At 76.2% G+C, this 23121-nt stretch carries 24 protein-coding genes; 9 read left to right on the top strand and 15 right to left on the bottom strand.

Going from position 1 to position 23121, the window contains the following annotated elements; all coding sequences use genetic code 11:
* Positions 1 to 48 precede the first annotated feature (48 nt).
* Complete coding sequence (locus ACZ4UX_RS16355; RefSeq protein ID WP_465707134.1) at positions 49 to 1005, bottom strand: hypothetical protein; 957 nt, start codon at positions 1003 to 1005, stop codon at positions 49 to 51.
* A 45-nt stretch (positions 1006 to 1050) separates the two neighbouring features.
* Positions 1051 to 1818, bottom strand: a complete 768-nt coding sequence (locus ACZ4UX_RS16350; RefSeq protein WP_465707133.1) for an RNA polymerase sigma factor — start codon at positions 1816 to 1818, stop codon at positions 1051 to 1053.
* Between the two features lie 203 nt (positions 1819 to 2021).
* On the opposite strand from ACZ4UX_RS16350, the gene ACZ4UX_RS16345 reads away from it, so the two are divergent.
* Complete coding sequence (locus ACZ4UX_RS16345; RefSeq protein ID WP_465707132.1) at positions 2022 to 2393, top strand: hypothetical protein; 372 nt, start codon at positions 2022 to 2024, stop codon at positions 2391 to 2393.
* A gap of 103 nt (positions 2394 to 2496) precedes the next feature.
* On the opposite strand, the gene ACZ4UX_RS16340 is transcribed toward ACZ4UX_RS16345, so the two are convergent.
* Together ACZ4UX_RS16340 and ACZ4UX_RS16335 are read right to left on the bottom strand one after the other, a co-directional pair.
* The gene (locus ACZ4UX_RS16340; RefSeq protein WP_465707131.1) at positions 2497 to 3300 is read right to left on the bottom strand and encodes an MHYT domain-containing protein; all 804 of its coding nucleotides are present in this window, start codon (positions 3298 to 3300) and stop codon (positions 2497 to 2499) included.
* A gap of 283 nt (positions 3301 to 3583) precedes the next feature.
* Positions 3584 to 4651, bottom strand: a complete 1068-nt coding sequence (locus ACZ4UX_RS16335) for an RNA ligase (ATP) (RefSeq protein ID WP_329490510.1) — start codon at positions 4649 to 4651, stop codon at positions 3584 to 3586.
* Between the two features lie 433 nt (positions 4652 to 5084).
* On the opposite strand from ACZ4UX_RS16335, the gene modA reads away from it, so the two are divergent.
* From modA to ACZ4UX_RS16320, 3 genes are all read left to right on the top strand, one after another.
* On the top strand, positions 5085 to 5939 hold the full coding sequence (gene modA / locus ACZ4UX_RS16330) for a molybdate ABC transporter substrate-binding protein (RefSeq protein ID WP_465707130.1): 855 nt from the start codon (positions 5085 to 5087) through the stop codon (positions 5937 to 5939).
* Positions 5936 to 6805 (top strand): ABC transporter permease, encoded by an 870-nt coding sequence (locus tag ACZ4UX_RS16325; protein WP_465707129.1) that lies wholly within the window; start codon positions 5936 to 5938, stop codon positions 6803 to 6805. Before modA ends, ACZ4UX_RS16325 begins: the two co-directional genes overlap by 4 nt.
* Positions 6806 to 6923: 118 nt before the next feature.
* On the top strand, positions 6924 to 7991 hold the full coding sequence (locus ACZ4UX_RS16320; protein WP_465707128.1) for an ABC transporter ATP-binding protein: 1068 nt from the start codon (positions 6924 to 6926) through the stop codon (positions 7989 to 7991).
* A 37-nt stretch (positions 7992 to 8028) separates the two neighbouring features.
* On the opposite strand, the gene ACZ4UX_RS16315 is transcribed toward ACZ4UX_RS16320, so the two are convergent.
* A complete protein-coding gene (locus tag ACZ4UX_RS16315; RefSeq protein ID WP_465707127.1) occupies positions 8029 to 8709 on the bottom strand; it encodes a response regulator transcription factor in 681 nt (226 codons plus the stop codon).
* Complete coding sequence (locus ACZ4UX_RS16310; protein WP_465707126.1) at positions 8706 to 9953, bottom strand: sensor histidine kinase; 1248 nt, start codon at positions 9951 to 9953, stop codon at positions 8706 to 8708. Before ACZ4UX_RS16310 ends, ACZ4UX_RS16315 begins: the two co-directional genes overlap by 4 nt.
* A gap of 131 nt (positions 9954 to 10084) precedes the next feature.
* On the opposite strand from ACZ4UX_RS16310, the gene ACZ4UX_RS16305 reads away from it, so the two are divergent.
* The 3 genes from ACZ4UX_RS16305 to ACZ4UX_RS16295 are packed head-to-tail and all read left to right on the top strand — an operon-like array spanning position 10085 to position 12597.
* Complete coding sequence (locus ACZ4UX_RS16305) at positions 10085 to 10993, top strand: ATP-binding cassette domain-containing protein (protein ID WP_465707125.1); 909 nt, start codon at positions 10085 to 10087, stop codon at positions 10991 to 10993.
* Complete coding sequence (locus tag ACZ4UX_RS16300) at positions 10990 to 11805, top strand: ABC transporter permease (RefSeq protein WP_465707124.1); 816 nt, start codon at positions 10990 to 10992, stop codon at positions 11803 to 11805. The genes ACZ4UX_RS16305 and ACZ4UX_RS16300 overlap by 4 nt, the downstream gene beginning before the upstream one ends.
* A gap of 45 nt (positions 11806 to 11850) precedes the next feature.
* Positions 11851 to 12597: a hypothetical protein gene (locus ACZ4UX_RS16295; RefSeq protein WP_465707123.1), complete on the top strand. Its 747-nt coding sequence runs from the start codon at positions 11851 to 11853 to the stop codon at positions 12595 to 12597.
* A gap of 36 nt (positions 12598 to 12633) precedes the next feature.
* Here the strand turns inward: ACZ4UX_RS16295 and ACZ4UX_RS16290 are convergent, their stop codons facing one another.
* From ACZ4UX_RS16290 to ACZ4UX_RS16280, 3 genes are all read right to left on the bottom strand, one after another.
* A complete protein-coding gene (locus ACZ4UX_RS16290; RefSeq protein ID WP_465707122.1) occupies positions 12634 to 13350 on the bottom strand; it encodes an aminoacyl-tRNA hydrolase in 717 nt (238 codons plus the stop codon).
* 97 nt (positions 13351 to 13447) lie between these two features.
* Positions 13448 to 14068, bottom strand: a complete 621-nt coding sequence (locus ACZ4UX_RS16285; RefSeq protein WP_465707121.1) for a hypothetical protein — start codon at positions 14066 to 14068, stop codon at positions 13448 to 13450.
* An 80-nt stretch (positions 14069 to 14148) separates the two neighbouring features.
* A complete protein-coding gene (locus ACZ4UX_RS16280; protein ID WP_329490499.1) occupies positions 14149 to 15084 on the bottom strand; it encodes a hypothetical protein in 936 nt (311 codons plus the stop codon).
* 122 nt (positions 15085 to 15206) lie between these two features.
* Here ACZ4UX_RS16280 and ACZ4UX_RS16275 point away from each other — a divergent pair, with 122 nt between their 5' ends.
* A complete protein-coding gene (locus ACZ4UX_RS16275) occupies positions 15207 to 15578 on the top strand; it encodes a YbjQ family protein (protein ID WP_465707120.1) in 372 nt (123 codons plus the stop codon).
* Between the two features lie 200 nt (positions 15579 to 15778).
* Positions 15779 to 16870 (top strand): NAD(P)-binding domain-containing protein, encoded by a 1092-nt coding sequence (locus ACZ4UX_RS16270; protein ID WP_465707222.1) that lies wholly within the window; start codon positions 15779 to 15781, stop codon positions 16868 to 16870.
* Here the strand turns inward: ACZ4UX_RS16270 and paaE are convergent.
* From paaE to ACZ4UX_RS16240, 6 genes are all read right to left on the bottom strand, one after another.
* The gene (gene paaE / locus ACZ4UX_RS16265; RefSeq protein ID WP_465707119.1) at positions 16858 to 17985 is read right to left on the bottom strand and encodes a 1,2-phenylacetyl-CoA epoxidase subunit PaaE; all 1128 of its coding nucleotides are present in this window, start codon (positions 17983 to 17985) and stop codon (positions 16858 to 16860) included. The genes ACZ4UX_RS16270 and paaE overlap by 13 nt on opposite strands.
* Positions 17986 to 18492 carry a 1,2-phenylacetyl-CoA epoxidase subunit PaaD gene (gene paaD, locus ACZ4UX_RS16260; RefSeq protein ID WP_465707118.1) on the bottom strand — a complete coding sequence of 169 codons (507 nt, stop codon included), beginning with the start codon at positions 18490 to 18492 and terminating at the stop codon, positions 17986 to 17988.
* The gene (paaC, locus tag ACZ4UX_RS16255) at positions 18486 to 19367 is read right to left on the bottom strand and encodes a 1,2-phenylacetyl-CoA epoxidase subunit PaaC (protein ID WP_352291080.1); all 882 of its coding nucleotides are present in this window, start codon (positions 19365 to 19367) and stop codon (positions 18486 to 18488) included. The genes paaD and paaC overlap by 7 nt, the downstream gene beginning before the upstream one ends.
* A gap of 17 nt (positions 19368 to 19384) precedes the next feature.
* Positions 19385 to 19678 carry a 1,2-phenylacetyl-CoA epoxidase subunit PaaB gene (gene paaB / locus ACZ4UX_RS16250; protein ID WP_329490494.1) on the bottom strand — a complete coding sequence of 98 codons (294 nt, stop codon included), beginning with the start codon at positions 19676 to 19678 and terminating at the stop codon, positions 19385 to 19387.
* Complete coding sequence (gene paaA, locus ACZ4UX_RS16245; protein ID WP_465707117.1) at positions 19675 to 20730, bottom strand: 1,2-phenylacetyl-CoA epoxidase subunit PaaA; 1056 nt, start codon at positions 20728 to 20730, stop codon at positions 19675 to 19677. The genes paaB and paaA overlap by 4 nt, the downstream gene beginning before the upstream one ends.
* A 792-nt stretch (positions 20731 to 21522) precedes the next feature.
* Positions 21523 to 22752 (bottom strand): M20/M25/M40 family metallo-hydrolase, encoded by a 1230-nt coding sequence (locus tag ACZ4UX_RS16240; RefSeq protein WP_465707116.1) that lies wholly within the window; start codon positions 22750 to 22752, stop codon positions 21523 to 21525.
* Between the last annotated feature and the right edge of the window lie 369 nt (positions 22753 to 23121).

Genomic DNA, 23121 nt, shown 5'->3' with positions numbered 1-23121 from the left:
CGGTCGCCGCCCGGCGACCGGGTGAACGCCGTCCGCCGTCCGCCGAGGTCAGAACTCGTCGGATCCGCTGACCGCCCAGCTCAGACCGCTCGCCGGATCCTCCACCGCGATGTGCAGATGGCGCAGCCCGTCCTCCGGTTCGCACCAGGTGAAACAGCGCATCCGGGCCACCAGGGCGTTCACCTCGGCACGGTTCGGCCCGCCCGCGCCGGCCATCGCGCCGAGCGCCCGCCACAGCGCCAGCCGGCCCTGTGCCGAGCCGTGCGCCCGGTCCACCACACCGGCCAGCAGCAGCACCGGGTAGGCCAGCGCGAACGGCAGGTACCCCCCGGTGACCCGCCGCCCCGGCGCCACCAGAGCGGCGGCCTGCGGGGCCGGCCCCCGGGCGCAGACCACCTCCACCCAGTCCGCCAGCGCGGCCAGCCCCCGGGTGGCCCGCTGCCCGCGCAGCCGGGTACCGGGCTCGGGCAGCAGGACGGGGCCGAGGCCCTCCCGGGTGGCGGGCAGCGTCAGCAGGGCGCTGCGCGAACCACCGGCCGGCAGGTAGTCCCGGACCCGCACGCCCTCGCCCCAGCCGGCCGTCTCCCAGGGCTCCAGTTGCAGCGGGACGCCCTCCGGATCCGGCTCGGCCCCGTACGAGAGGTCCTCGCCGATCAGCACCCGGGTGTGCGCGACCAGCCGGCGCACCGGGGCCGGACCGAGCAGCGGGGCCAGCCGCAGCCAGGAGTGCCGGGTCGCCAGCACCTCCCAGAGCGGACCGGCGTCGTGGTCCGCCGTTCCGGCGGCGCTGCCCGGGCCGCCGTCGTGGTCGAACAGGCGGACGGCCAGCTCGGGCGGCGCGGCGTAGGCGATCAGGTGGCCGAGCGACGCGGTCTCCGCCGCCGCCCGCTGCTCGCCGTCGCGCGCCGCCGCGAGGGCCCGGGCGCGCCGGTAGTGGCCGAGCAGCTCGGACCAGCGGCCGTCCTCGGCCAGGGTGCGGAGCCGGTGTTCCTCGTACGCGATCACGATGGGCAGCGTACGGGCCAGGGCCCCGCATCAGCTGACTTGCCGTCAGTTCGGTGCGTCGGCGGCCCCTCCCCGCCGCCACCGCTGGGCGCACGGCCGCGCCTCGGGGCCGGAGCGGCCCCGGGCCGGGTCGCAGCGGCGGGCACGGTCGCAGTCGCGGTCGCACTCGCGGTCGCCCGTGCGTTCGACCGGGTTGCGGCCGGGGAGCCCGCCGGGACGCCGCCCCTCGCGCCCCCGGCCTCCCTCGTCACCGCGTCCGTGCTCGCGTTCGCCTTCGAGGACCGCCCGGAGCCGGGCCAGCGCCCGGCGCCGGGTGACCGCCAACGTGGAGCGGTGCAGGCCGAGCAACGCGGCGGCCTCGTCGACGCTGTACCCGTCGAGGTCGACGAGCTGCACCACCCGGGCCTGCTTGGCGGTCAGCCGACCCAGCAGCCGGAGCACCTCCCAGCGCGCCAGCAGTTCCCCCAACCCGCCGCCGAGCGGATCGGCGCAGGCCTGCTCGTCGGCCGCCCACTCGGGCGGCGGCACCCGGCGGCGTTCGCGCCGCCACTGGTCCCGCACGAGGTTCACCATCGTGGTGAACGCGTAGGCGTAGGGCTGCGGATGGCCGAGGAACCGGTCGGGGCCGCGGGCGATCCGCAGATACGCGTCGTGGACGACGTCGTCGGCGGCGGCCCGGCTGCCGGTGAGCCCGACGGCCGCGCGGTGGAGCCGGGGCAGCAGATCCGTGAACACCCGGTTGAACTCGGCCGTGTCGGAGGCGGGTCCGGGATCCGGCTCCCGCCCGCCCCGGCACCCACCACTGGACTCCATGCCGCCCCCTCGGACATCGGCACCCCGGAGGCACGGTTGACGGCCCGGCCGACAACCAGCCTGTGACACAGGTCACATCATAGATTGTCGTCTCACGCTCCGCAGTCATTCGTGTGCAATGCGTCATCGTCCGGGCGCAGTCGGGGACTTCCGGCTCCCGACGCCCGGCCGGGGCAGGCACCACGAGCGAGGAGAGAACACCCATGTCAGGTTGTATCGCCAGGAACATCGCCAAGTTCGGGATGGTGGCCGCGGCCGCCCTCGGCGCGGTCGGCGCCACCACCCTGCCGACCGCCGCCGCGCCGGCCGCCGGCGACCAGTCCATCTCCGCCGGTTCGGGCCCGTCCGCCGAGGCCGTCACCGCCTCCTACCGCTGCACCATCACCGCCGACTACGGCTGGCGCTGGGAGGGCAACTGCCGGGTCTACTCGGGCGAGCTGCGCACCATCACCTACTGCGCCAACGGCACTTCCACCACCGGGCTCTGGATCGGCGCCCGGACGCAGCCGTGGGCGGTCTGGGGCAACTGCCCGGGCTCCAGCTGGACCAGGATCGTGTTCCAGACCCGCGGCTGACCCGTTCCGCACACCGGCGCGGGGCGCCACCCGTCCGCGGGTGGCGCCCCCGAACCGTTCCGGACGGCCCGTCGCGCCCGGCGGGCCGGCGGCCGGGACGGCGTCAGGCCGCGCGGTCGTGCCGCCCCGGCCCGGGGCGCGCGGGCGCCGCCGGGAACTCCTCGATGGTCAGCTCGCCCGCCTCCCGGTGGGCGGCGCGGTCCGGGGCCGGTGGCGAGAGCGCGGCGAAGGCGGCGGCGAGGAAGAGGAAGGACCCGGTCCCGACGGCGAGCGGAAGGACGAACTCCATCGGGCCGGTCCCGTCGAGCCCGGCCCGGGCGGGCACGGCGGCCGTCCGCGCGCAGTGCAGACAGCTGACGGCGAGCCCCATCACCAGGGAGGCGGCCGTCTCGGCCGCCGCACTGCGGAGGGTGACGACGGCCCAGAGCGAGCCGGTGGCCGCCCCGACCGCGACCAGCACCGAGAGCGCCACCGTGCCCGGGTCGAAGCGCAGGCCGCCGCGGGTCCGCAGGGCCGCCAGGTCGAGGTAGTGCACCGCGGCGATCCCGAGGCCGGTGATCACGCCGCCGGCCAGGAGCGCGGGGCCGCGGCGGCGCCCGTACCCGACGGCGCACACCCCCGGACCGGTGACCAGGACGGCCACCGGCAGGCCGAGCACCGCCGCCGGAACGCCGTGGCACGCTTCGGCGCCGTCGGGGATGAAGCCGGACATCGCGACGACGTCCATCGTCCAGATGCCGGAGCCGATCGCCGCCGCCGCGGTGACCAGCCGGTTCCGCCGGGCGGCGCCGGTCGCCGCGAGGCCGCGCAGGGTGCGGCGCAGGCCGAGCGCCGCGACGGCGCAGGCCACCACGCACGACAGCGCGGGCGTCACCCAGCCGGAGCCGAGATGGCTCGTCGTGCCCATGGGACCTCCGGTCGAGCGGTCGGGGCCCGGGGCGGTCCCCGCCGCGCCCCGGGCTCCCTGGACCGGGCGGACTCCGCACGGCCGGCGGGTGACCGGTCCGGAGGGCCGACCACCCGTCATATGCCGTCCGCACGTGCGCTTCCGGTCCGGGGTGCGTGGGACGCTATCGGGACCCCGAAAGAAGTCACCCGAAGATATGGAAAGCTGCCCGCACCCTGGGGAGGCTGTGCTCGAATGAGCCGGTCCTGTGCCGCCCCGACCGGCGGTCGGCCGGCGAGCCCTCCTACTCGTACTCGGTGCCGCCCTTGCGGGTCAGATAAGCGTCGCCGACCACCTTGGCGATCGCCCGGCCGCCCACCACCGGGCTGTACCGCTCGGCCACCGGGCGGACCACCACGCCCTCGCGCACGTGCAGTTCGCGCCCGGAGACCGTCTCGCGCCCCTGGGCCAGCGCCAGCACGGTGTCCGGGTCGAACGGGCCGCGCCACAGCTCGGGCACCACCGGCAGCTCACCGCCGAGCAGTTCGGCCGCCGACAGCCAGCGCAGCTGCCCGTCCACCACCGCCGAGACGTCGAACGCCGCGTAGCCGGGCAGCTCGGTGCGGCCGGACTCGCCGTACGTGAGGTCCTGCACACCGGCGCCGAACACCTCGCCGAAGATGCCCACCCGCTCGGCGCCGAGCCGCTCCGCCAGCCGGGCGGCCACCGCCGGTATGCCGTGCGCCCGGACGGCCCGCCAGTAGAGGTTCCGCCCGTCCTCGGCCAGCGCCAGCCCCTGGGCGCCGATGCCCTTCGAGGCCACCTGCACCTCTCCCCCGGCGGCGTGGTAGGTGACGAGGCAGCAACTGCCGTGCAGCTTCTCGGTCAGCACGACCGGCTCGCCGGGCTCGAAGATCCCCGGGAAGCGCTTGAGGTTCTCGATGTCCACCCACGGCAGCAGGTCCGGCGCGCGGACCACCTCGCCGTTCATCGCCGTGGGGATCGGCGGCCGCCACTTCACCACGCCCAGCCGTTCGGCGAAGTCCTCGCCGCGCTCGGCGGCGGCCGCCAGATCGGTGCCGGCCAGCGCACCGGGCCGGCAGACGATGCCCTGCGACAGTTCGCCGCGCAGCCGGACGGCCTTCACCCGGTCGGCGCCGCTCCCGGCCAGCCGCCCGGTCAGGCCCAGCTCCTCGATCAGCGGCGCGGGCAGCACGGCCTGCTCGGGGATGTAGACGGCGTAGTCGCCGGTCCGGTACGCGCCCTTGGCCACCACCGCCCGGTAGAGCCCGACCTGTGCCAGTTCCAGGGCGTCGGCGTTCGGGTGCGCCAGGACGGTCAGCCGTTCGGCGGTGACACGCAGTGTGGACACGGGTGGGCTCCTCCCCTTGGCCCGGCCGGTCGGCCGGCGGTGCGTACGGGCGCGGGTGCGTACGGGCGGACCGCTGCCCGCCCGAGTTGGCCGGGCGCGCTCACGCCCGGTGAGCACTCTCGCCCCTCGCGCTGCTCGCGCGCGACGGGTTTTCCTGGCCGGCGCGGGGATCCCCCGCTCGACGCCCGCCCGCCGCGGGGCGCGGACGGCGGGCTCGGCAGGGACGCGCAGCGGCGCCGGCCCCCTCGCCGAGGGACCGGCCGACCGCCCGGTTTGAGCCTTCCCACAACCCGGGCACGATTCCCGGCGGCACCTGCCTGTGCAATGAGACAGGCACTTTCGGCTCGCATTTGCGGCACTATGATCGGCGTAATGGCCGCACCTGCGGCAGCGTCCCCGCGCCCCTTCCGGCGCGCCCAGGAGGGGAATACCGATGAGCATCCGTGCCGTGCACTCCCGCAGACTCGCCGTCGCCGCCGCAGCGGCCCTCGCCCTCAGCCTCGGGGTCACCGCCTGCGGCAGCGACGGCGGCGACAAGGCCTCCGGCGGCTCGTCCACCGCGGCCCCGGCCGCCGGGGCGTCCGCCCCGGCGTCGACCGGCGCCGCCAAGGTGTCCGGCCCGATCACCGTCTTCGCCGCCGCCTCGCTGAAGGAGACCTTCACCGACCTCGGCAAGACGTTCGAGGCGGCCAACCCGGGCGCCAAGGTCACCTTCAACTTCGGCGGCAGCTCCAGCCTCGCCACCAGCATCAACTCCGGTGCCCCGGCGGACGTGTTCGCCGCCGCCAGCCCCGCGACCATGAAGACGGTCACCGACGCGGGCGGCGCCACCGGTGAGCCGAAGACCTTCGTCAGGAACACGCTCACCATCGCCGTGCCGAAGGGCAACCCCAAGCACGTCGCCGGGTTGAACGACCTCACCGCCCCCGGGGTCAAGGTCGCCCTCTGCGCGAAGGAGGTGCCCTGCGGCGCCGCCGCCCTGACCGCGCTCAAGGCCGCCGACGTCAACCTGACCCCGGTCACCCTGGAGCAGGACGTCAAGGGCGCGCTCACCAAGGTCGAGCTGGGCGAGGTCGACGCCTCGCTGGTCTACCGGACCGATGTGAAGGCCGATGCTGCGAAGATCGACGGCGTGGACTTCCCCGAGGCCGCCAAGGCCGTGAACGACTACCCGATCGCCGCCCTCGCCAAGGCGCCGAACAAGGACGGCGCCGCTGCCTTCGTCGCCTACATCCAGTCGCCCGAGGCCCAGCAGGTGCTCACCGCGGCGGGCTTCCAGGCACCGTGAGCCGCCGCACCACCGCCGGCTCCGCCGTCCGTGCCGCCTCCGGTGCCGAGCCCCCGCGAGCGGGCACGGCGCACCGGCGGCGGCGCGGGCGGCGCGTCCCGGTCGCACTGCTGCTCCCGGCCCTGCTCGGGCTGGCGTTCCTGACCCTGCCGCTGGTCGGCCTGCTGGTCCGGGCCCCCTGGAGCACGCTGCCGGAACAGCTCACCAGTACCGAGGTGTGGGACGCGCTGCGGCTCTCGCTGTTCTGCGCGACGGCGGCCACCGGGGTGTCGCTGGTCCTCGGGGTGCCGCTGGCCTGGGTGCTGGCGCGGACCGAACTGCCCGGCCGCCGGCTGGTCCGGGCGCTGGTCACGCTGCCGCTGGTGCTGCCGCCGGTGGTCGGCGGGGTGGCGCTGCTGCTGGTGCTCGGGCGGCGCGGCATCGTCGGCTCCTGGCTGGACTCCGCCTTCGGGATCACCCTGCCGTTCACCACCACCGGTGTGGTGATCGCCGAGGCGTTCGTCGCGATGCCCTTCCTGGTGATCAGCGTCGAGGGCGCGCTGCGGGCCGCCGACCCGCGCTACGAGGAGGCGGCCGCCACCCTGGGCGCGTCCCGGCTGACCGCCTTCCGCCGGGTCACCCTGCCACTGATCGCCCCCGGCATCGGGGCCGGCGCGGTGCTGGCCTGGGCCCGGGCGCTCGGCGAGTTCGGCGCGACGATCACCTTCGCCGGCAACTTCCCGGGCCGGACGCAGACCATGCCGCTCGCCGTCTACCTGGCCATGGAGTCGGATCCGGAGGCGGCGATCGCGCTCTCGCTCGTCCTGCTGGTGGTCTCCATCGCCGTCCTGGCGGGCCTGCGCGACCGCTGGCTGTCCGCCCCGTGACCGGCACCCCGGCCGGCGGCCGCGCCGAGCCCTCCGCCCGCGCCCTCCCCACCCGCGCCCTGCCCGCCACCGCCGTGGGCGCCCTGCCGCCCCGCACCTCCCCCGGGACACTGCCACGATGACCGCCGCGAAGCACGCCCTCGACGCCCGGCTGCGGGTGGACCGCGCCGCCTTCAGCCTCGACCTCGCGCTCACCGCCGCCCCCGGCGAGGTGGTCGCCCTGCTCGGGCCGAACGGCGCCGGCAAGTCCACCGCGCTGCGGGCCCTCGCCGGGCTGCTCCCGCTCACCGCAGGCCATCTGCGGCTGGACGGCCGGGTGCTGGAGGACCCGGCCGAGCGGCTGCACACCCCCGCCGAGGAACGGCCGGTCGGCGTGGTGTTCCAGGACTACCTGCTCTTCCCCCACCTCAGCGCACTCGACAACGTGGCGTTCGGCCCGCGCTGCCAGGGCCGGCCCAGGCGCGAGGCCCGGGCCGAGGCGGCCGGCTGGCTGGAGCGGATGGGCCTGGCCGAGCACGCGGGCACCCGCCCCGGCCGGCTCTCCGGCGGCCAGGCCCAGCGGGTCGCGCTCGCCCGGGCGCTGGCCGTCCGGCCCCGGCTGCTGCTGCTCGACGAGCCGCTGGCCGCCCTAGACGCCCGCACCCGGCTCGACGTCCGCTCGCAACTGCGGCGCCACCTGACCGAGTTCGAGGCGGTGGCGGTGCTGGTGACGCACGATCCGCTGGACGCCATGGTGCTGGCCGACCGGCTGGTGGTGATCGAGGACGGCCGCGAGGTGCAGGCCGGGAGCCCCGCCGAGATCGCCAGGCGGCCGCGCACCGACTACATCGCCCGCCTGGTCGGCCTGAACCTGTACCAGGGCCTCGCGGACGGCCGCCGGGTCACGCTGGCCGACGGCACCGAGCTGGCCACCTCCGAGGAGCTGACCGGCCCGGCCTTCGTGGCCTTCCCGCCGGCCGCCGTGACGCTGCACCGGGAGCGGCCGCAGGGCAGTGCGCGCAACGTCTGGAAGCTGGAGATCGCGGGGCTGGACCTGCACGGCGACCAGGTCCGCGCCGACCTGGCCGGCGCCCTCCCGATGGCGGCCGACCTCACCCCCGCCGCCGCGGCCGAACTCGACCTGGCGACCGGCACGTCCGTCTGGGCCTCGGTCAAGGCCGTCCAGACCCATGCCTACCCTGCCTGAGCGGGCCGCCGCCCGGAGCCGCCCGGCCGGCGCCCGGCTACTCCGAGGGCTCCACGAACCCGGACTCGTACGCGGCGATCACCGCCTGGGTGCGGTCCCGCGCCCCGAGCTTCGCCAGCACGCTGCTGACGTGCGTCTTCACCGTCTGCACGCCGAGGAAGAGCTGCTCGGCGATCTCACCGTTGGTCAGCCCCCGGGCCACCAGGCGCAGCACCTCGGCCTCGCGCTCGGTCAGCGCGGCGCGGGCCATCGTGTCCCGGGCCGCCCGGTTGCCCTGGCCGGCGGCCAGGCGGCGGATCGCGGTCGGGAAGAGCAGCGACTCACCCGCCGCGACCAGCCGGACGGCGTGGGCGATCTCCGCCGGGCGGGAGCGCTTCAGCAGGAAGCCGTCGGCCCCGGCGCGCAGGGCCTGGTAGACGTAGTCGTCGTTCTCGAAGGTGGTGACGACCAGGATCTTCGGCGGCTGCCCGCCGGAGCCGTCCGGCCCGCCGGGCGGCACGGACCCGACGAGCGCGCGGGTCGCCGCGAGACCGTCCAACCGGGGCATCCGGACGTCCATCAGTACTACGTGCGGGCGCAGTTCGCGCGCCATCGCGACCGCCTCGGCGCCGTCGGCGGCCTCGCCGACCACCCGCAGGTCGCCCTGCGCCTCCAGGACCGCCCGCAGCCCGGCCCGGACCAGCTCCTCGTCGTCGGCCAGCAGGATTTCGATCATCACGCGCCCAAGCGTAGGGGCATCCGCACGGCCAGCACCCACTGCCCGGCCTCCGGCCCCGCCGCGGCCTCGCCACCGAGCAGGGAGGCCCGTTCGCGGATGCCGCGAAGTCCCTTGCCGCCCCGGTGTGGTGTCGCGCGGACGGCGGACGACGCCAGCGCGTTGGTGCAACGCAGCTCCAACTGCCCCTCCCGCACCGTGATCCGGACGGTGATCGGCTCACCCGGCGCGTACTTGAGGGCGTTGGTGACGCCCTCCTGGACGATCCGGTAGCCCTCCCGGGAGAGCACCCCGGGCAGTTTCGCCGCCGGTACGCCGATCCACGCCTCGACCGGGCTGCCGGCCGAGCGCGCGGTGTCGAAGAGGGCGGGCAGCTGCCCGATGCCGGGCCGCTCGGTGGCCGGGCCGTCGGCGCCGTCCGCGCCCTCGAAGGCCCCGCCCGTACCGGCGGTGTCGCGGGTCTCGCGGAGCAGGACGAGCGTGCGTTCCAGGTCCTCCATCGCCTGCCGGCCGGTCTCCTCGATGACTTCGAGCGCCTTGGCGACGAACGCCGGGTCGCCCACCTCCCGCGCCGCGCCCGCCTGGATGACCGTCACCGTCAGCGCGTGGCCGATGGAGTCGTGCAGCTCCCGGGCCAGCCGGTTGCGCTCCAGTAGGCGTTCGGCCCGCAGCTCGGCGGCGGCCAGCCGCTCGGCCGGGGACGGCCCCAGCAACCGCACCGCCATGGCGAGTTGGAGACGGCCCGCCCAGACCACCAGCCAGCCGAGGGCGAACATCAGCACCGGTGCCAGCAGCGGGTACCAGGTGAACCCCTCGCGCGCCGGGAGCCGGAGGCCGAAGAGGTCCGGCTCCGGCCGGACGAGCAGCCCGACGGCGGCGGCCGGCACCAGGACGGACGGGAAGCCGACGGCCGTCCCGAGGGCCACCCGCCCGATCAGCCAGGCCGCCGTACGGCGCCGGTCGGCGAAGCCGCGGGCCGGCTCGGCCGCGATGTCCTGCTCCCGCGCGGGCATCAGCAGCAACCGGGCCTGGACACCCTCCGCCCGGCGCATCGCGGGCACCAGGGCGGCCGCCACGAGCAGCGCGACGTCCAGCGGGACGGCCAGCGCGAGCAGCCCGCCGAGGCTGCGCCCCTCCGTCCCCGGGAAGACCAGCAGGACGACGCCGGCGAAGATCAGACCGATCAGCAGATGGAGCCACCGCGCGTAGGTGGCGGCGCTCAGCAGCGGCGCGAGGATCCTGGGCATCCGGCCATCCTGCCAGGCCAGGGGCACGGACGGCCTCCCTCCCGGGAGGGAGGCAGGTCCCCTCCCAGGCGGGATCCGCCGCAGCCTCGGCTCCGGTCGAATAGGGCCATCGACAGAGAGCGAGGGCAGCCGTGATCCAGGTTCAGGGCCTCACCAAGGAGTACGACGGCACACGCGTGGTCGACGGCCTCGACTTCGAGGTCCGGCCCGGTGTGGTGACGGGCTTCCTCGGGCCGAACGGCGCGGGCAAGACCACCACCATGCGACTGGTCCTCGGCCTGGACCGGCCGACCGCCGGCCGCGCGCTGGTCGGCGGCCGCCCCTACGCCGAACTGGCCGACCCGCTGCGGCAGGTCGGCGCGCTGCTGGACGCCCACGCCCTGCACGGCGGCCGCACCGCCCGCGGCCACCTGCGCTGGCTGGCCGCCGCGGGCGGCCTGCCGGAGCGCCGGGTGGCCGAGGTGCTCGGCCAGGTCGGTCTCGCCGACGCGGCCGGGCGCCGGATCCGCGGCTTCTCGCTCGGCATGCGCCAGCGCCTCGGCGTGGCCGCCGCGCTCCTCGGCGATCCGCCGGTGCTGATGCTCGACGAGCCGGTCAACGGCCTCGACCCGGAGGGCATCCGGTGGATCCGCACCCTGCTGCGCGAACTCGCCGCCGAGGGAAGGTCGGTGCTGGTCTCCTCGCACCTGATGACCGAGATGGCGCTCACCGCCGACCACCTGGTGGTGATCGGCCGGGGCCGGCTGCTGGCGGACGCCGCCACCTCCGACTTCCTCGACCGCCACGGCCGCACCCGGGTCCGGGTCCGCGCGGTGGACCCGGTGAAGCTGGCCGCCCTGCTGGCCGGCTCCGACCTGGCCGCCGAGGCGGTGGACGGCGGCGCCTGGGAGGTCACCGGCGCCGAGCCGGAGCGGATCGCCGCACTGGCGGCGGCCAACGGCGTGGTGCTGTACGAGATCGCCGTCCAACAGGACTCGCTGGAGGAGGCCTTCATGCGGATGACCGCCGACAGCGTCGAGTACCGGGCGGTGGCGGCATGAGCGCCACCGGCACGCCCGTCCGCACCGGCTCCCCCGTCCGCTCCGGCACGGCGCCGGCCCCGGGGTCCGCCCCGACGGGCTTCGGGCAGGTCCTGCGGTCCGAGTGGATCAAGCTCGTCACCCTGCGCTCGCTCTGGCTGACCCCGCTCCTGGCGATCCTGCTGACGGCCGGGCTCGGCACCGCCACCGCCGCGGCGCTCGGCGACGAGGACGCCAGCCTGATCGACGACCCCGGCATCGGGATCCACTACGGCCTCAACTTCGGCCAGGCCGCCCTGACCTGCTTCGGCGTCCTGCTGGTCGGGCAGGAGTTCAACACCCGCATGATCGGCGTCTCGCTCACCGCCGTCCCCCGGCGCGGGCGGTTCTACGCCGGGAAGCTCACCCTGGGCGCGCTGGTGGCCCTCGTCGTCGGCCTGCTCGGGACGGCCGGCTCCTTCGCGGGCTACGCCGCCTACGCCACCGGTGCCTGGGACGGCCCCGGCCTGCTCCGCAGCGCCACCGTCGGGGTGCTGTACCCGGTGCTGCTGGTGGTGACCTGCGTCGGCCTGACCGCCGTGCTGCGCAACCTCACCGCCGCGATGGGCCTGCTGGTGCCGACGGTCTTCCTGCTCTCCCCGCTGCTGGCCGGCGTGCCGGGGGTCCGCCGCGTGGTGCAGTTCCTGCCCGACCGGGCCGGCCAGTACGCGCTGCACTACGCCGACGATCCGCAGGTCGGCTACGGGCACTGGACCGGTCTGCTGATCATGGCCCTCTGGGCGGCCGCGGCCGCGTACGGCGGCCTGCGCGCGCTGCGCCGGGCCGACGCCTGACCGCCATTCCCCACGACCGGACCTGCTGGAAAGGACGCCCCCGCGATGACCACCGCCGCCGTGCTCCGCTCGGAGCGGCTCAAGTTCACCACCCTCCGCTCGCAGTGGAGCACTCCGCTCGTCGCCCTCGCGCTGACCGTCGGCATCACCGCCGCCGTCAACGCCGCGTACGGGCCGGTGGACCACACCCCCGGCGAGGACCCGTCCATCGGGATCTACTACGGCCTGCAGTTCGGCCATGTCGCGGTGGCCTGCGTGGGCGTCCTGCTGATCGGGCAGGAGTTCAACACCCGCATGATCGCCGCCTCGCTCACCGCCGTCCCCCGGCGCGGGCGGCTCTACGGCGCGAAGCTGGCCCTCGGCGCCGGGCTCGGGCTGCTGCTGGGGCTGGTCTCCACGGCCGGCTCGTTCCTGGCCACCGCCGCGACCGTGGGGGTGGACCTCACCGTCCCCGGTACCGGGCGCAGCTTCCTCGCCGGGGTGCTCTACCACCCGCTGCTGATCGTGCTCTGCCTCGGGCTGACCGCCGTCCTGCGCAACCTCAGCGCCGCGCTCGGCCTGCTCACCCCGATGCTCTTCCTCGGCACCACCGTGCTGACGGCGATCCCCGGGGTGCGCGAGGCGGCGCAGTTCCTGCCCGACCGGGCCGGCTTCCACGCGATGCGCACCCAGGCGGACCCGACGGTGCACTACGGCCACTGGACCGGTCTGCTGATCATGGCCCTCTGGGCGGCCGCGGCGGCCTGCGCCGGTCTGCGCTCGGTGCGCCGGTACGCGGTCCGCGCCGGGTGACCGGCGGCGGTCGCCCGGCCCGCCCACCGGCCCCGATCAGCCGCGCCGCAGCGCTGGGTGCTCCGCGACCACCGTGCAGCTCCCCGGGGCGATCTCGGTGAACCCCGCGTCCTGGACCAGCGGCAGACCGCTCGCCACCAGCTCCGCCCAGGCCTGCGGGGTGGCCGTCCGGACCGCCAGCGCGAAGCCGGACTCCGCCCACTCCTTGCGCTGCGCGTCGTCCAGCCGCCACCAGGCGAGCTGGGCGGCGTGGCCGGTCTGGGCCATCGTCTTGCCGGCGCTCATCTCCAGCTCCGGGTTGAGCCAGAGCACCGGCAGGCCCGCCCCGGGCTCGACGACCGGACCGCTCTCCTCCAGATCGGTGCCCGAGACCTGGAGCTTGGCGAGCTCCTTGGGCCAGCCGTCGAGCGGGACCGGCGGGAACACCCGCACCTCCGCCTCCCGGCCGGCCACCGTGATGCCCGGCAGCTCGGCCGCCCGGCGCCACTCGCCGCCCCGGGCGCGCCGGACGACCTTGCGGATCCGGGCGTCCTCCCAGGCCTCGACCCGCTCGGCCCACTCGCCGTCCGGCGCGGTGACCCGGGGGTCGGAGAGCAGGGTGAGCACGGCCCGCGCCGAGGTCTCCAGCGCGTCGGTCCGCCCGGGCGGGGCGGCCCGCTCCAGCCGGACGACCAGCGGCAGCACGTACTGCGGCCGGGCGTCGCGGTCCTCGGGAGCAGGGGCGGGGACGGGGGCGTCGAACGGAGAAGTCACCCGTCCAGCATGCCAGCCCGCACGCGGCGGTGATCACGCCAGGTCGGCCGGGACGCACCGCCGGGCCCGGGGCTCGTACCGGGGGCCGGCGGGCCGGTCAGCGCAGGCGCTGCCGCAACTCCTCGACGGCGGTCCGGATACCCGCGCTGTACGCGTCCTGCTGGAGCGCGTCGAGGCTCCGCACGGCGCGCTCCAGCTGCTCGCGCGCCGGCTCGGGCTCGCCGAGCTTGAGGTGGTCGGAGGCCAGGTTGAGGTGCAGGGCCGGGTAGAACGCCCGGACCTGGAGGGCGGCCGCGTAGGTCTGCGCGCGCTCGGCGGTCAGCGAGTCGGCGGCGGCCAGGGCCCGGCGGTCCCACTCCAGCTCGGCGTGCGGATCGTCCTGCAGATCGGCCAGGTAGTGGGCGAGCACGCAGCGGTGGAAGACATCGCCGCGTTCGCCGAGCTCGTGCCAGAGCCGCTCGAAGCTCTCCCGGGCCTGCGCCCGCCGCCCGCGCTGGGCGGCCTCGACGCCCTCCAGGCCCAGCGTGAGCCGCTCCAGCACGCGGTCGTCGGCACCGGCGGCGTCATGGGCACCGGCAGCGTCGGCTCCGGCGGCGGCACCGGCGGCTCCGAAGGCGCGGGCGCCGGAGACGGCGGTACCCAGGGCGGCGGCCGCACCGGCGTCGGCGAGGCCCGTGCCGGCGGCGGGCCCGTCAGGACTGTCGGACAAATCGGACATGCCCGCAGCCTAACCGGCCGCCGCGCACCCCGCCCCACCCGGCCGGGCCGCCCCGACCCGCCCCGCCCCGACCCGCGCCGTCAGCGCCGGTAGCCGCGCTGCGGATCCCGCTCCTCGGCGTCCTCGTACACCAGGAACCAGCCCTCCGGGTGGGTCGCCGCGAGCAGCAGTTCGGTGCGCTGCTCGGTGCTCAGCTCCGGATCGCCGTCGTCCGGCCCGAAGACCCCGAAGAGCTCGTCGTGGCAGCCGTCCCAGTCGTAGTCGTAGAGGTCGGCCGGCAGGTCGCCCATCATGTCGGCGACCGACTCCGGCTGCGCGCCGAGCAGCGTGCGGGCGTCCACCAGGGCCATCCGCAGCGCGATCTCCTCGGCCAGGTTCCGCGGCAGCGGCCACTCACCGAGCGCGAGGTCGTCGGCGAGGTCGTCGAAGGCGCGGGCCATCGCCCGGCGCCAGTTCCGGTGCTGGCGCCAGGTGCGCTGGGGCAGCCGGGCGAAGACCGTCCAGTCCGTCTCGTCGCCGTCGCCGACCGGCTCGTCCTCGTGCTCCTCCAGGTCGTCGTACGCGGCGTCGGCCAGGCCCAGCAGTTGGGCGTGGAGGAGGCAGGCCGTGCGCGGGGTCAGCGTCCAGTCGCCGGCCCCGCCGCCGCCGTCCTCGTCCTCGCCGCCGTCCAGCGGGAACAACTCGGCGAAATCCGGCGCGAAGTCCTCGGTCACGCTGATCTCCAGCGTGCCGCCGATCGCCTCGACACCGGCGATCGCGGCCACCAGCCGGTCCGGGTGCAGCAACGCGCCGAGCGCCGCGTTGGCGTCCTCGGACACCTCGCGCAGCAGCTCACGGCGCTGACCCGCCGGGTCGACGCCCGCGAAGTCCAGCTCCTCGACGGCCGCGATCGCGGCCGCCCGCAACGCCGGCCAGTCGGTGATCCGCAGGCCCAGCACCACCGTCGCCTCGATCTCCTGCGCGCCCGAGTCCTCCGCCGCGCCCGGCCCCTGTGGATGATCGCTTCGCTCGCCCATGGGGCTACGGTACGGCCTTTCCGCCGACCGATCACCGGTCCGTCCGGCATCTCGACGCCTTCTCCGCCGGTTCCCGGCCATGCCTCTGCCCACCGGCGGTACGCAGCCCGCAGGATGGCCCCATGGCTAACATCGACGAATTCGGCGGCGGGCAGCGCCCGGACGCCCAGGTCCTGGTCGTGACCACCAACGACATCCCCGGCTTCCGGGTCGACCACGTCATCGGCGAGGTCTTCGGCCTGACGGTCCGCAGCCGGCACATCGGCAGCCAGATCGGCGCCTCCCTGAAGTCACTGGTCGGCGGCGAGCTGCGGGGTCTGACGAAGACCCTGGTGGAGAGCCGCAACGAGGCGATGGAGCGCCTGGTCGAGCAGACCAAGGCACGCGGCGGCAACGCGGTCCTGATGTTCCGGTTCGACGTGACGGAGGCGATGGACGCGGGGACCGAGGTCTGCGCCTACGGCACCGCCGTGGTGATCTCCCCGCTCACCTGAGCCGGCCGCCCGAGCCCCTGGCCGCACCCACCGCCGGGTCCCGGCGCGAGGGTCCTCCCCCGCGCCGGGAACACTCCCCGCCCGCGGGATGTTTCACCGGCGTGACTGTTTACGGTGCAACCAACCTGGGGGCGGTCGAGCCCGGGGCCGCCCCGCTCGCCGCCGACGCCGCCCCGGGGACCGGCCGGACGACCCGACGGGTGGACGTCCTGGTGGTCGGGGCCGGGCAGGCCGGTCTGTCCGCCGCCTACCACCTGCGCCGCCGCGGCTTCGCCCCCTACCGGGAGGACGCCGACGGCGGCTTCGTCGTCCTCGACGCCGGCTCCGCCCCCGGCGGCGCCTGGGCGCACCGCGCGCCCTCGCTGCGGATGGCCACCGTGCACGGCTTCCACGACCTGCCCGACTTCGAACTGCCCGAGCCCGACCCGGACGCGCCCGCGCGCGAGGTGGTCCCGGGGTACTTCACGGCGTACGAGGCGAAGCACGCGCTCCCGGTGGTGCGCCCCGTCCACGTCCGGGCGGTGCGCTCCGAGTCCGACCGGCCGGACGCCCGCCTGCTGGTCGAGACGGACGCCGGTACCTGGTCCACCCGGGCGCTGATCAACGCCACCGGCACCTGGACCCGCCCCTTCGTGCCGCACTACCCCGGCCACTTCGCCGGGCGGCAGCTGCACTACGCCGAGTACCGGGGGCCGGCGGAGTTCGCCGGAAAGCGCGTCCTGGTGGTCGGCGGCGGCGCCTCGGCGGTCCAGGTGCTGTCCGAGGTCGCGGCCGTCGGCGAGACGGTCTGGGTCACCCGCACCCCGCCCGTCTTCCACGAGGGCCCGTTCACCCCCGAGTACGGCCGCGCGGTGGTCGCCAAGGTCGAGGAGCGGGTCCGCCAGGGGCTGCCGGTGCGCAGCGTGGTGAGCGTGACCGGGCTCGGCCCGTCCGTCGCCTACCGCCGGGCCGAGGAGCTCGGCGCCCTGCACCGCCGGCCGATGTTCGACCGCCTCACCGACCACGGCGTCGCCTGGGGCGAGCGGGAGCTGGCGGTCGACGCGATCGTCTGGGCCACCGGGTTCCGCCCCGAGGTCGGCCACCTCGCCCCGCTCGGCCTGCGCTCCCCCGGCGGCGGGATCGCCCTCACCGGCACCCGGGCCACCGTCGACCCGCGCGTCCACCTGGTCGGCTACGGCCCGTCCGCCAGCACCGTCGGTGCCAACCGGGCGGGCCGGGCCGCCGTCCACGACATCGTCGCGCTGCTCGGATCGCCGGCCGGGGCGGCCGCGGTGCCCGCTCAGCGGTCGTAGTCGACCGTCACCCGGTCGGTGAGCGGGCGGGCCTGGCAGGTCAGCACGTAGCCGGCGGCCAGCTCCTTCTCCTCCAGCGCGAAGTTGCGGCGCATCTCCACCTCGCCCTCGGTGACCAGGGCGCGGCACGTACCGCAGACCCCGCCCTTGCAGGCGAACGGCAGGTCGGGGCGGGAGCGCTGGGCGCCGTCCAGGACGGACCGGTCGCGCGGCAGCGTGAGCGTGCTGCCGCGCCCGTCGAGGACGACAGTGACCTCGCTGTGCGCGGCGCCGTCCGCCGGACCGGACGGCTCGGTCCGCTCGGCGGCCGGCTCGTCCTCGGCGTGGAACAGCTCCTGGTGCACCCGCGCGGTCGGCACGCCCAGCCCGGCCAGCAGCTCCTTGGCGCCGGTGACCATCCCGAACGGCCCGCAGAGCCACCAGTGACCGACCGCCGGCACGTCCACCAGCGCGGTCAGCAGCGCCTCGACCCGCTCCGGGTCCAGCCGCCCGCTGAGCAGCTCGGCGTCCCGGGTCTCCCGGGAGAGCACGTGCACCAGCTGGAACCGGCCGAGGTAGCGGTCTTTCAGGTCGGCCAGCTCGTCGGCGAACATCACGGTGTCGCTGCGCCGGTTGCCGTAGAGCAGCGTGACGGTGGAGGTGCGGTCGGCGGCCAGGACGGAGGCGGCGATGGAGAGCATCGGGGTGATGCCGGATCCGGCCGCCAGCAGTACGTGGTCGGCGGGCTCGCCGAGCGTCGGGGTGAAGAGCCCGGACGGGGTCAGCACCTCGACCTCCTCGCCCGCCCGCGCCTCGCGCACCAGCCGGCGGGAGAACAGCCCGCCGGGCACCTCGCGGACGGCGATCCGCAGCGGGCCGCCGACGGGGGCGCAGATCGAGTACGAGCGGCGCTCGTCGGTGCCGTCCACCACCTGGCGCAGCGTCAGCGTCTGTCCGGGGCGGAACGCGAACTCCTCGGCGAGCGCCTCCGGCACCTCGAAGGTCACCGCGACGGCGTCGTCGCAGAGCCGCTCCACCTCGGCGATCCGCAGGTGGTGGAAGGCCGGACGCCGGGCGGCCTGCTCGGCACTGGTGGCCGGGGCGGGGCCGGTGGCCGGGGCGGGGCTGGCGGCCATTCAGATCTCCTTGACGCGTTCGAAGGGCTCGCGGCAGTCCCGGCAGCGCCACAGCGCCTTGCAGGCGGTCGAGCCGAAGCGGGACAGCTCCTCGGTGTCGGTGCCGCCGCAGAGCGGGCAGGCCACCACACGGCGGGTCGGACCGAGGGCCAGCAGGCCGGGGGACGACCCGTGCGCCGACGCCCGGTCGGGCGGCGCGATGCCCGCCTCGGCGAGCTTGCGGCGGCCCTCCTCGGTGATCAGGTCGGTCGACCAGGGCGGGTCCAGCCGCAGCCGCACCCGGACGTCCGGGTACCCCGCCGCGTGCAGGCGGCGGTCCACATCGGCCGCCATCTCGGCGACGGCCGGGCACCCGGAGTAGGTCGGGGTCAGCCAGGCGGTCACCGTCGAACCGCCCTCCTCCACCTCGGCCAGCACCCCGAGGTCGGCCAGGGTGAGCATGGGCAGCTCCGGATCCGGGACGCTCGCCGCGACCTCCCAGGCCCGACCGCGCGTGGTGGTCACCATGTCGCCCCCGGGTGCGCGCGGGCCACCACCTGGAACTCGGCCAGCAGCGGACCGAGCGCCTCGGTGTGCACGCCGTCCCGCCCGGCCCGGCCGCCGACCGTGGCCAGCCCCGGCACCTCGGGCACGGTCAGCCCGGCCTCGGCGAGGACGGCGGCCAGCGAGCGCAGCACCGGCTCGCGCAGGCCGGCCGGGTCCACGCCGACCCGCAGCTCCACCGGATGCGCCGTGAACAGCTCCTCCACCAGCGGCCAGACCGCGTCCAGACCGGCCTGCATCCGCAGCGCCGAGTACGGCGTCCCGTCGCCGAGCCGCAGCGTCCAGGCGGTGGCGTACTCGCGGTGGTAGGCCAGCTCCTTGACGCCCCGGGCGGCGACCGCCGCCAGCACGGGGTCGCGGTGCGTAGCCAGCGCCTCGTAGAGCGCGCCGCGCGCGGTCGCGAAGACCAGCAGCCGGGCGACCGAGAACGCGAAGTCCCCGTTCTCCGCCTCGACCAGCCGGACGTTGCGGAAGTCGTGCTCCTCGCGCCAGTACGCCAGGTCGTCCTCGGTGCGGCCGGAGCCGTCCGCCTGGCCGGCCCGGGTGAGCAGCTGGCGGGCCTGGCCGAGCAGGTCGAGGCCCAGGTTGGCGAGCGCGACCTCCTCCTCCAGCTCCGGCGCCCGGGTGCACCACTCGGTGAGCCGCTGGGCGAGGACGAGGGCGTCGTCGCCCAGCATCAGGCAGTACGCGGCGAGGTCGGCGCCGTCCAGGCCGGGCGGCACGGCGGTGTCCACCCCGAGCAGCGGGTCGGCGAAGCCCGTCCCGTACGCCCAGCGGCCCTCACCCTCGGGCTCGTCGGACGCCTCGGAGAGGCTCAGGTAGACGTGGTCGTCTGTCATGGTCGTGCTGCTCCCCGTCAGATGTGCGGGACATCCTCGGGGATGTCGTAGAAGGTCGGGTGGCGGTACACCTTGTCGCCGCTGGGGGCGAAGAAGGGGTCGCGCTCGTCCGGGGTCGAGGCGGTGATCGCGGCGGAGGGGACCACCCAGAGGCTGACGCCCTCGTTGCGCCGGGTGTAGAGGTCACGGGCGGCGAGCAGCGCCATCCGGTCGTCGGCCGCGTGCAGCGAGCCGACGTGGACGTGGTTCAGTCCGCGCCGGGGGCGCACGAACACCTCGTAGAGCGGCCAGCCGGCCTTGGACTCGGTCACTTTCCGTTCTCCTCGCTCTGCGCGCTCGGCGCTTCGGGTCCGGCCGTCGGGGCCGGGGAGGTGGCGGCCGGGGCGGTGGCGGCCGGGGCGGTCGGGCGGCTCTCCGCCCGGCGCTTGCGCGCGTAGGCGGTGGCCGCCTCGCGGACCCAGGCGCCGTCCCCGTGGGCCGCGCGGCGGCGGTCCACCCGCTGGGCGTTGCACGGGCCCTGGCCCTGGATGACCCTGGTCAGCTCGGACCAGTCCGGCTCGCCGAAGTCCCAGCAGCCCCGGTCCTCGTTCCAGCGCAGCGCCGGGTCGGGCAGGGTGACCCCGAGGTGGTCCGCCTGCGGGACGGTCATGTCGACGAAGCGCTGCCGCAGCTCGTCGTTGGTGTGGCGCTTGATCCGCCAGCCCATCGAGCGGGCGGTGTTCGGCGACTCCGCGTCCGAGGGGCCGAACATCATCAGTGACGGCCACCACCAGCGGTCCACCGCGTCCTGGACCATCCGCCGCTGGGCGTCGGTGCCGCGCATCAGCGTCATCAGCAGTTCGTAGCCCTGGCGCTGGTGGAAGGACTCCTCCTTGCAGATCCGCACCATCGCGCGCGCGTACGGGCCGTAGCTGCAGCGGCAGAGCGGTACCTGGTTGCAGATCGCGGCGCCGTCGACCAGCCAGCCGATCACACCGACATCGGCGAAGGTGAGGGTCGGGTAGTTGAAGATCGAGGAGTACTTCTGGCGGCCGGAGATCAGCTTCTCGGTCAGCTCAGCCCGGTCCACGCCGAGGGTCTCGGCGGCGGCGTAGAGGTAGAGGCCGTGGCCGGCCTCGTCCTGGGCCTTGGCGAGCAGGATCGCCTTGCGGCGCAGCGACGGGGCACGGGTGAGCCAGTTGCCCTCGGGCTGCATGCCGATGATCTCGGAGTGGGCGTGCTGGGCGATCTGGCGGATCAGGGTGGCCCGGTAGGCGTCGGGCATCCAGTCCCGGGGTTCGATCCGCTGCTCGGCGGCGACGACCGCCTCGAACCGCTCCTCCTGCGCCTGCGCGGAAGCCGGTTCGGCCACCTCTGTTGTCACCACTCGCCCCTCTCGCGTCCTGTCCCTGCGGTCCGCGCCCGGCGGCCGGTGCCCCGGTGGCCGGTGCCCGGGCGCGATCCGCTCGCGTCCCCGCACCGGCGCCCCGTGCACCGGCCACCGGCAGCGCGGTGTGCCGGGCTCGGCCGCCGCCCTCACGGCAACCGACTGACCGTTCGGTCGGTACCATTGTGCGCGGTGAGGCGGCGCCCTGACAAGGGAACCAGGCCGCCCGGGGTCCGCCGGGGCTCGCTCCCGCGCCGGGGACCGCCCCGGACGGGGGTGCGGGTGGCGGCCGCCGCCTCCCCGAGGGCCTCACCGGGGCCCCGCTGTGGCCTCACCGGGCCCCGCTGGGCGGCGACCCGTCCGTCGCGGCACGCCACGGCGGCCCCGACGCGGGAACCGCTCACCGCAACCGGCCCCCAACAGCGGTGGGCCCGCCGTCCGGGGTCGGACGACGGGCCCACCCAGCCCGGCCCGCCGCTTGCGGAGAGGCGGCGCCCTGACAAGGGAACCGGGCCGCCCGGGGTCCGCCGGGGCTCGCTCCCGCGCCGGGGACCGCCCCGGACAGGGGGTGCGGGTGGCGGCCCCCGCCTCCCCGAGGGCCTCACCGGGGCCCGCTGTGGCCTCACCGGGCCCCGCTGGGCAGCGACCCGTCCGTCGCGGCACGCCACGGCGGCCCCGACGCGGGAACCGCTCACCGCAACCGGCCCCCCAACAGCGGTGGGCCCGCCGTCCGGGGTCGGACGACGGGCCCACCCGGCCCGGCCCGCCGCTACCGCGACGGGGGCGCGCTCACCCCTCCGACCGGTCCCGCAGGCGCGGCAGCGGTACGGCGAGGAGCGCCGCCAGCAGCGCGATCCGGGGCGCCAGCTGATCGATCCGGATGTGCTCGTGCCGGGCGTGCGCCCCGGCCCCGACCGCGCCGAAGCCGTCCAGCGTCGGCAAGCCGCGCGAGCCCGGCAGGTTGGTGTCACCGGCGCCGCCGGCCGGGCCGCCATCCAGCTGCTGCCCGAGCACCGCCGCGAGCGACCGGACGTGCCGCAGCAGCGGGTTGGCGGTGCGCTCCGGCCAGGCCGGCCGGCTGGACAGGACCTCCGTCCGCACCCGGGCCCCGGGCCGCAGCGCGGTGAGCCGGGCGAGGCTGTCGAGCGTGCGGCGCTGCGCCTCACCGGTGGAGAAGCGCAGACCGAGCTCGGCCTCGGCCCGGCCGGCGACCACGTTGGCGCGGGTACCGCCGCTGATCCGCCCGGCGTTGAGCTCGGTACCGGGCCGGCGGGCGAGCTCACGGACCGCGACCAGCTGGTCGACCAGCTCGTCCACCGCGGAGACCCCCTCGCCGGCGTCGTTGCCGGCGTGCGCCTCCCGCCCGGTGACGGTGAGCCGCACCCGGGTGCTGCCCCGGCGGGCGGTCTTGAGCCGGCCGTCCGGGTGCGGCGGCTCGAGCCCCAGGACGGCCGCCGCGCCGCGCAGTTGGCGCTCGACCAGGCGCCTGCCGTCCGGGCTGCCGACCTCCTCGTCCGAGACCACGACCAGCCGGACGGTGCGGTGCGGGCGCTGACCGAGGTCGGCCAGCAGGGCGAACGCGCCCTCCAGGATGGCGAGTCCGCCCTTCATGTCGACGACGCCGGGGCCGCTGAGGGTGCCGTCCTGCTCGGTCACCGGCCAGTCGTTCAGGATCCCGGCCGGCCAGACGGTGTCGTGGTGGCCGACCACGAGGAGGTGCGGCAGGCTCTCGTCCTGGCCGTCCCACTGGAGCACCAGGTGATCACCGGCGGGGCCGGGCTCGCGGTGGGCGGTGGCGCCGGTCGCGCCGAATCCGGCGGCCAACTCCTCGGCGAGGGCGTCGAGTCGGGGCGCGTCGCCACTGGGCGACTCGATACGGGCGAGGTCCGCGCAGCGGCGGCGAACGGCCCCGGCCAGCGTACGGGCGCGGGAGCTGAGGGCCTGGGGCAGTCCGGGGAGGGCGGCGGTCAGGCCGGCGTGGGGATCACCGTCGGCGGCCGGAGGGGCGGGCGGCTCCACGGGCGACGCCTGGGCGGAGGCGGTGGGGCGGGCCGGCGGGGCGGGCTCGGGCCGGGGCGGTGTCGCGGCCGGTGTCGCGGCCGGTGTCGCGGCCGGCGCCGGTGCGGACCGCACCGCCTGCACCGCCTCCGCGATGGCCGCGGCCTTGGGTGTGGTTGCGGTTGGGCCTGGGGCCGTGGCTGCGGCCGCGGCTGTGGCTGTGGCTGTGGCTGTGGCTGTGGCTGTGGCGAGAGTCACAGGGGCGACGGTGGCCGAGGAGGGGCCGGCGGCCGCGGTGGTCACGGTCGACGCGGCGGGCGGCCGGACGGTTTGAGGACTCAACGCTCGCCTCCGCGGCCGCCGCCGGTATTCAGCGGCCGGACCGGCCGA

The sequence above is a fragment of the Kitasatospora sp. NPDC028961 genome (genome assembly GCF_055564815.1).
The sequence above is the reverse complement of the archived record's forward strand: the minus strand, read 5'-3'. Positions and strand labels throughout refer to the sequence as shown.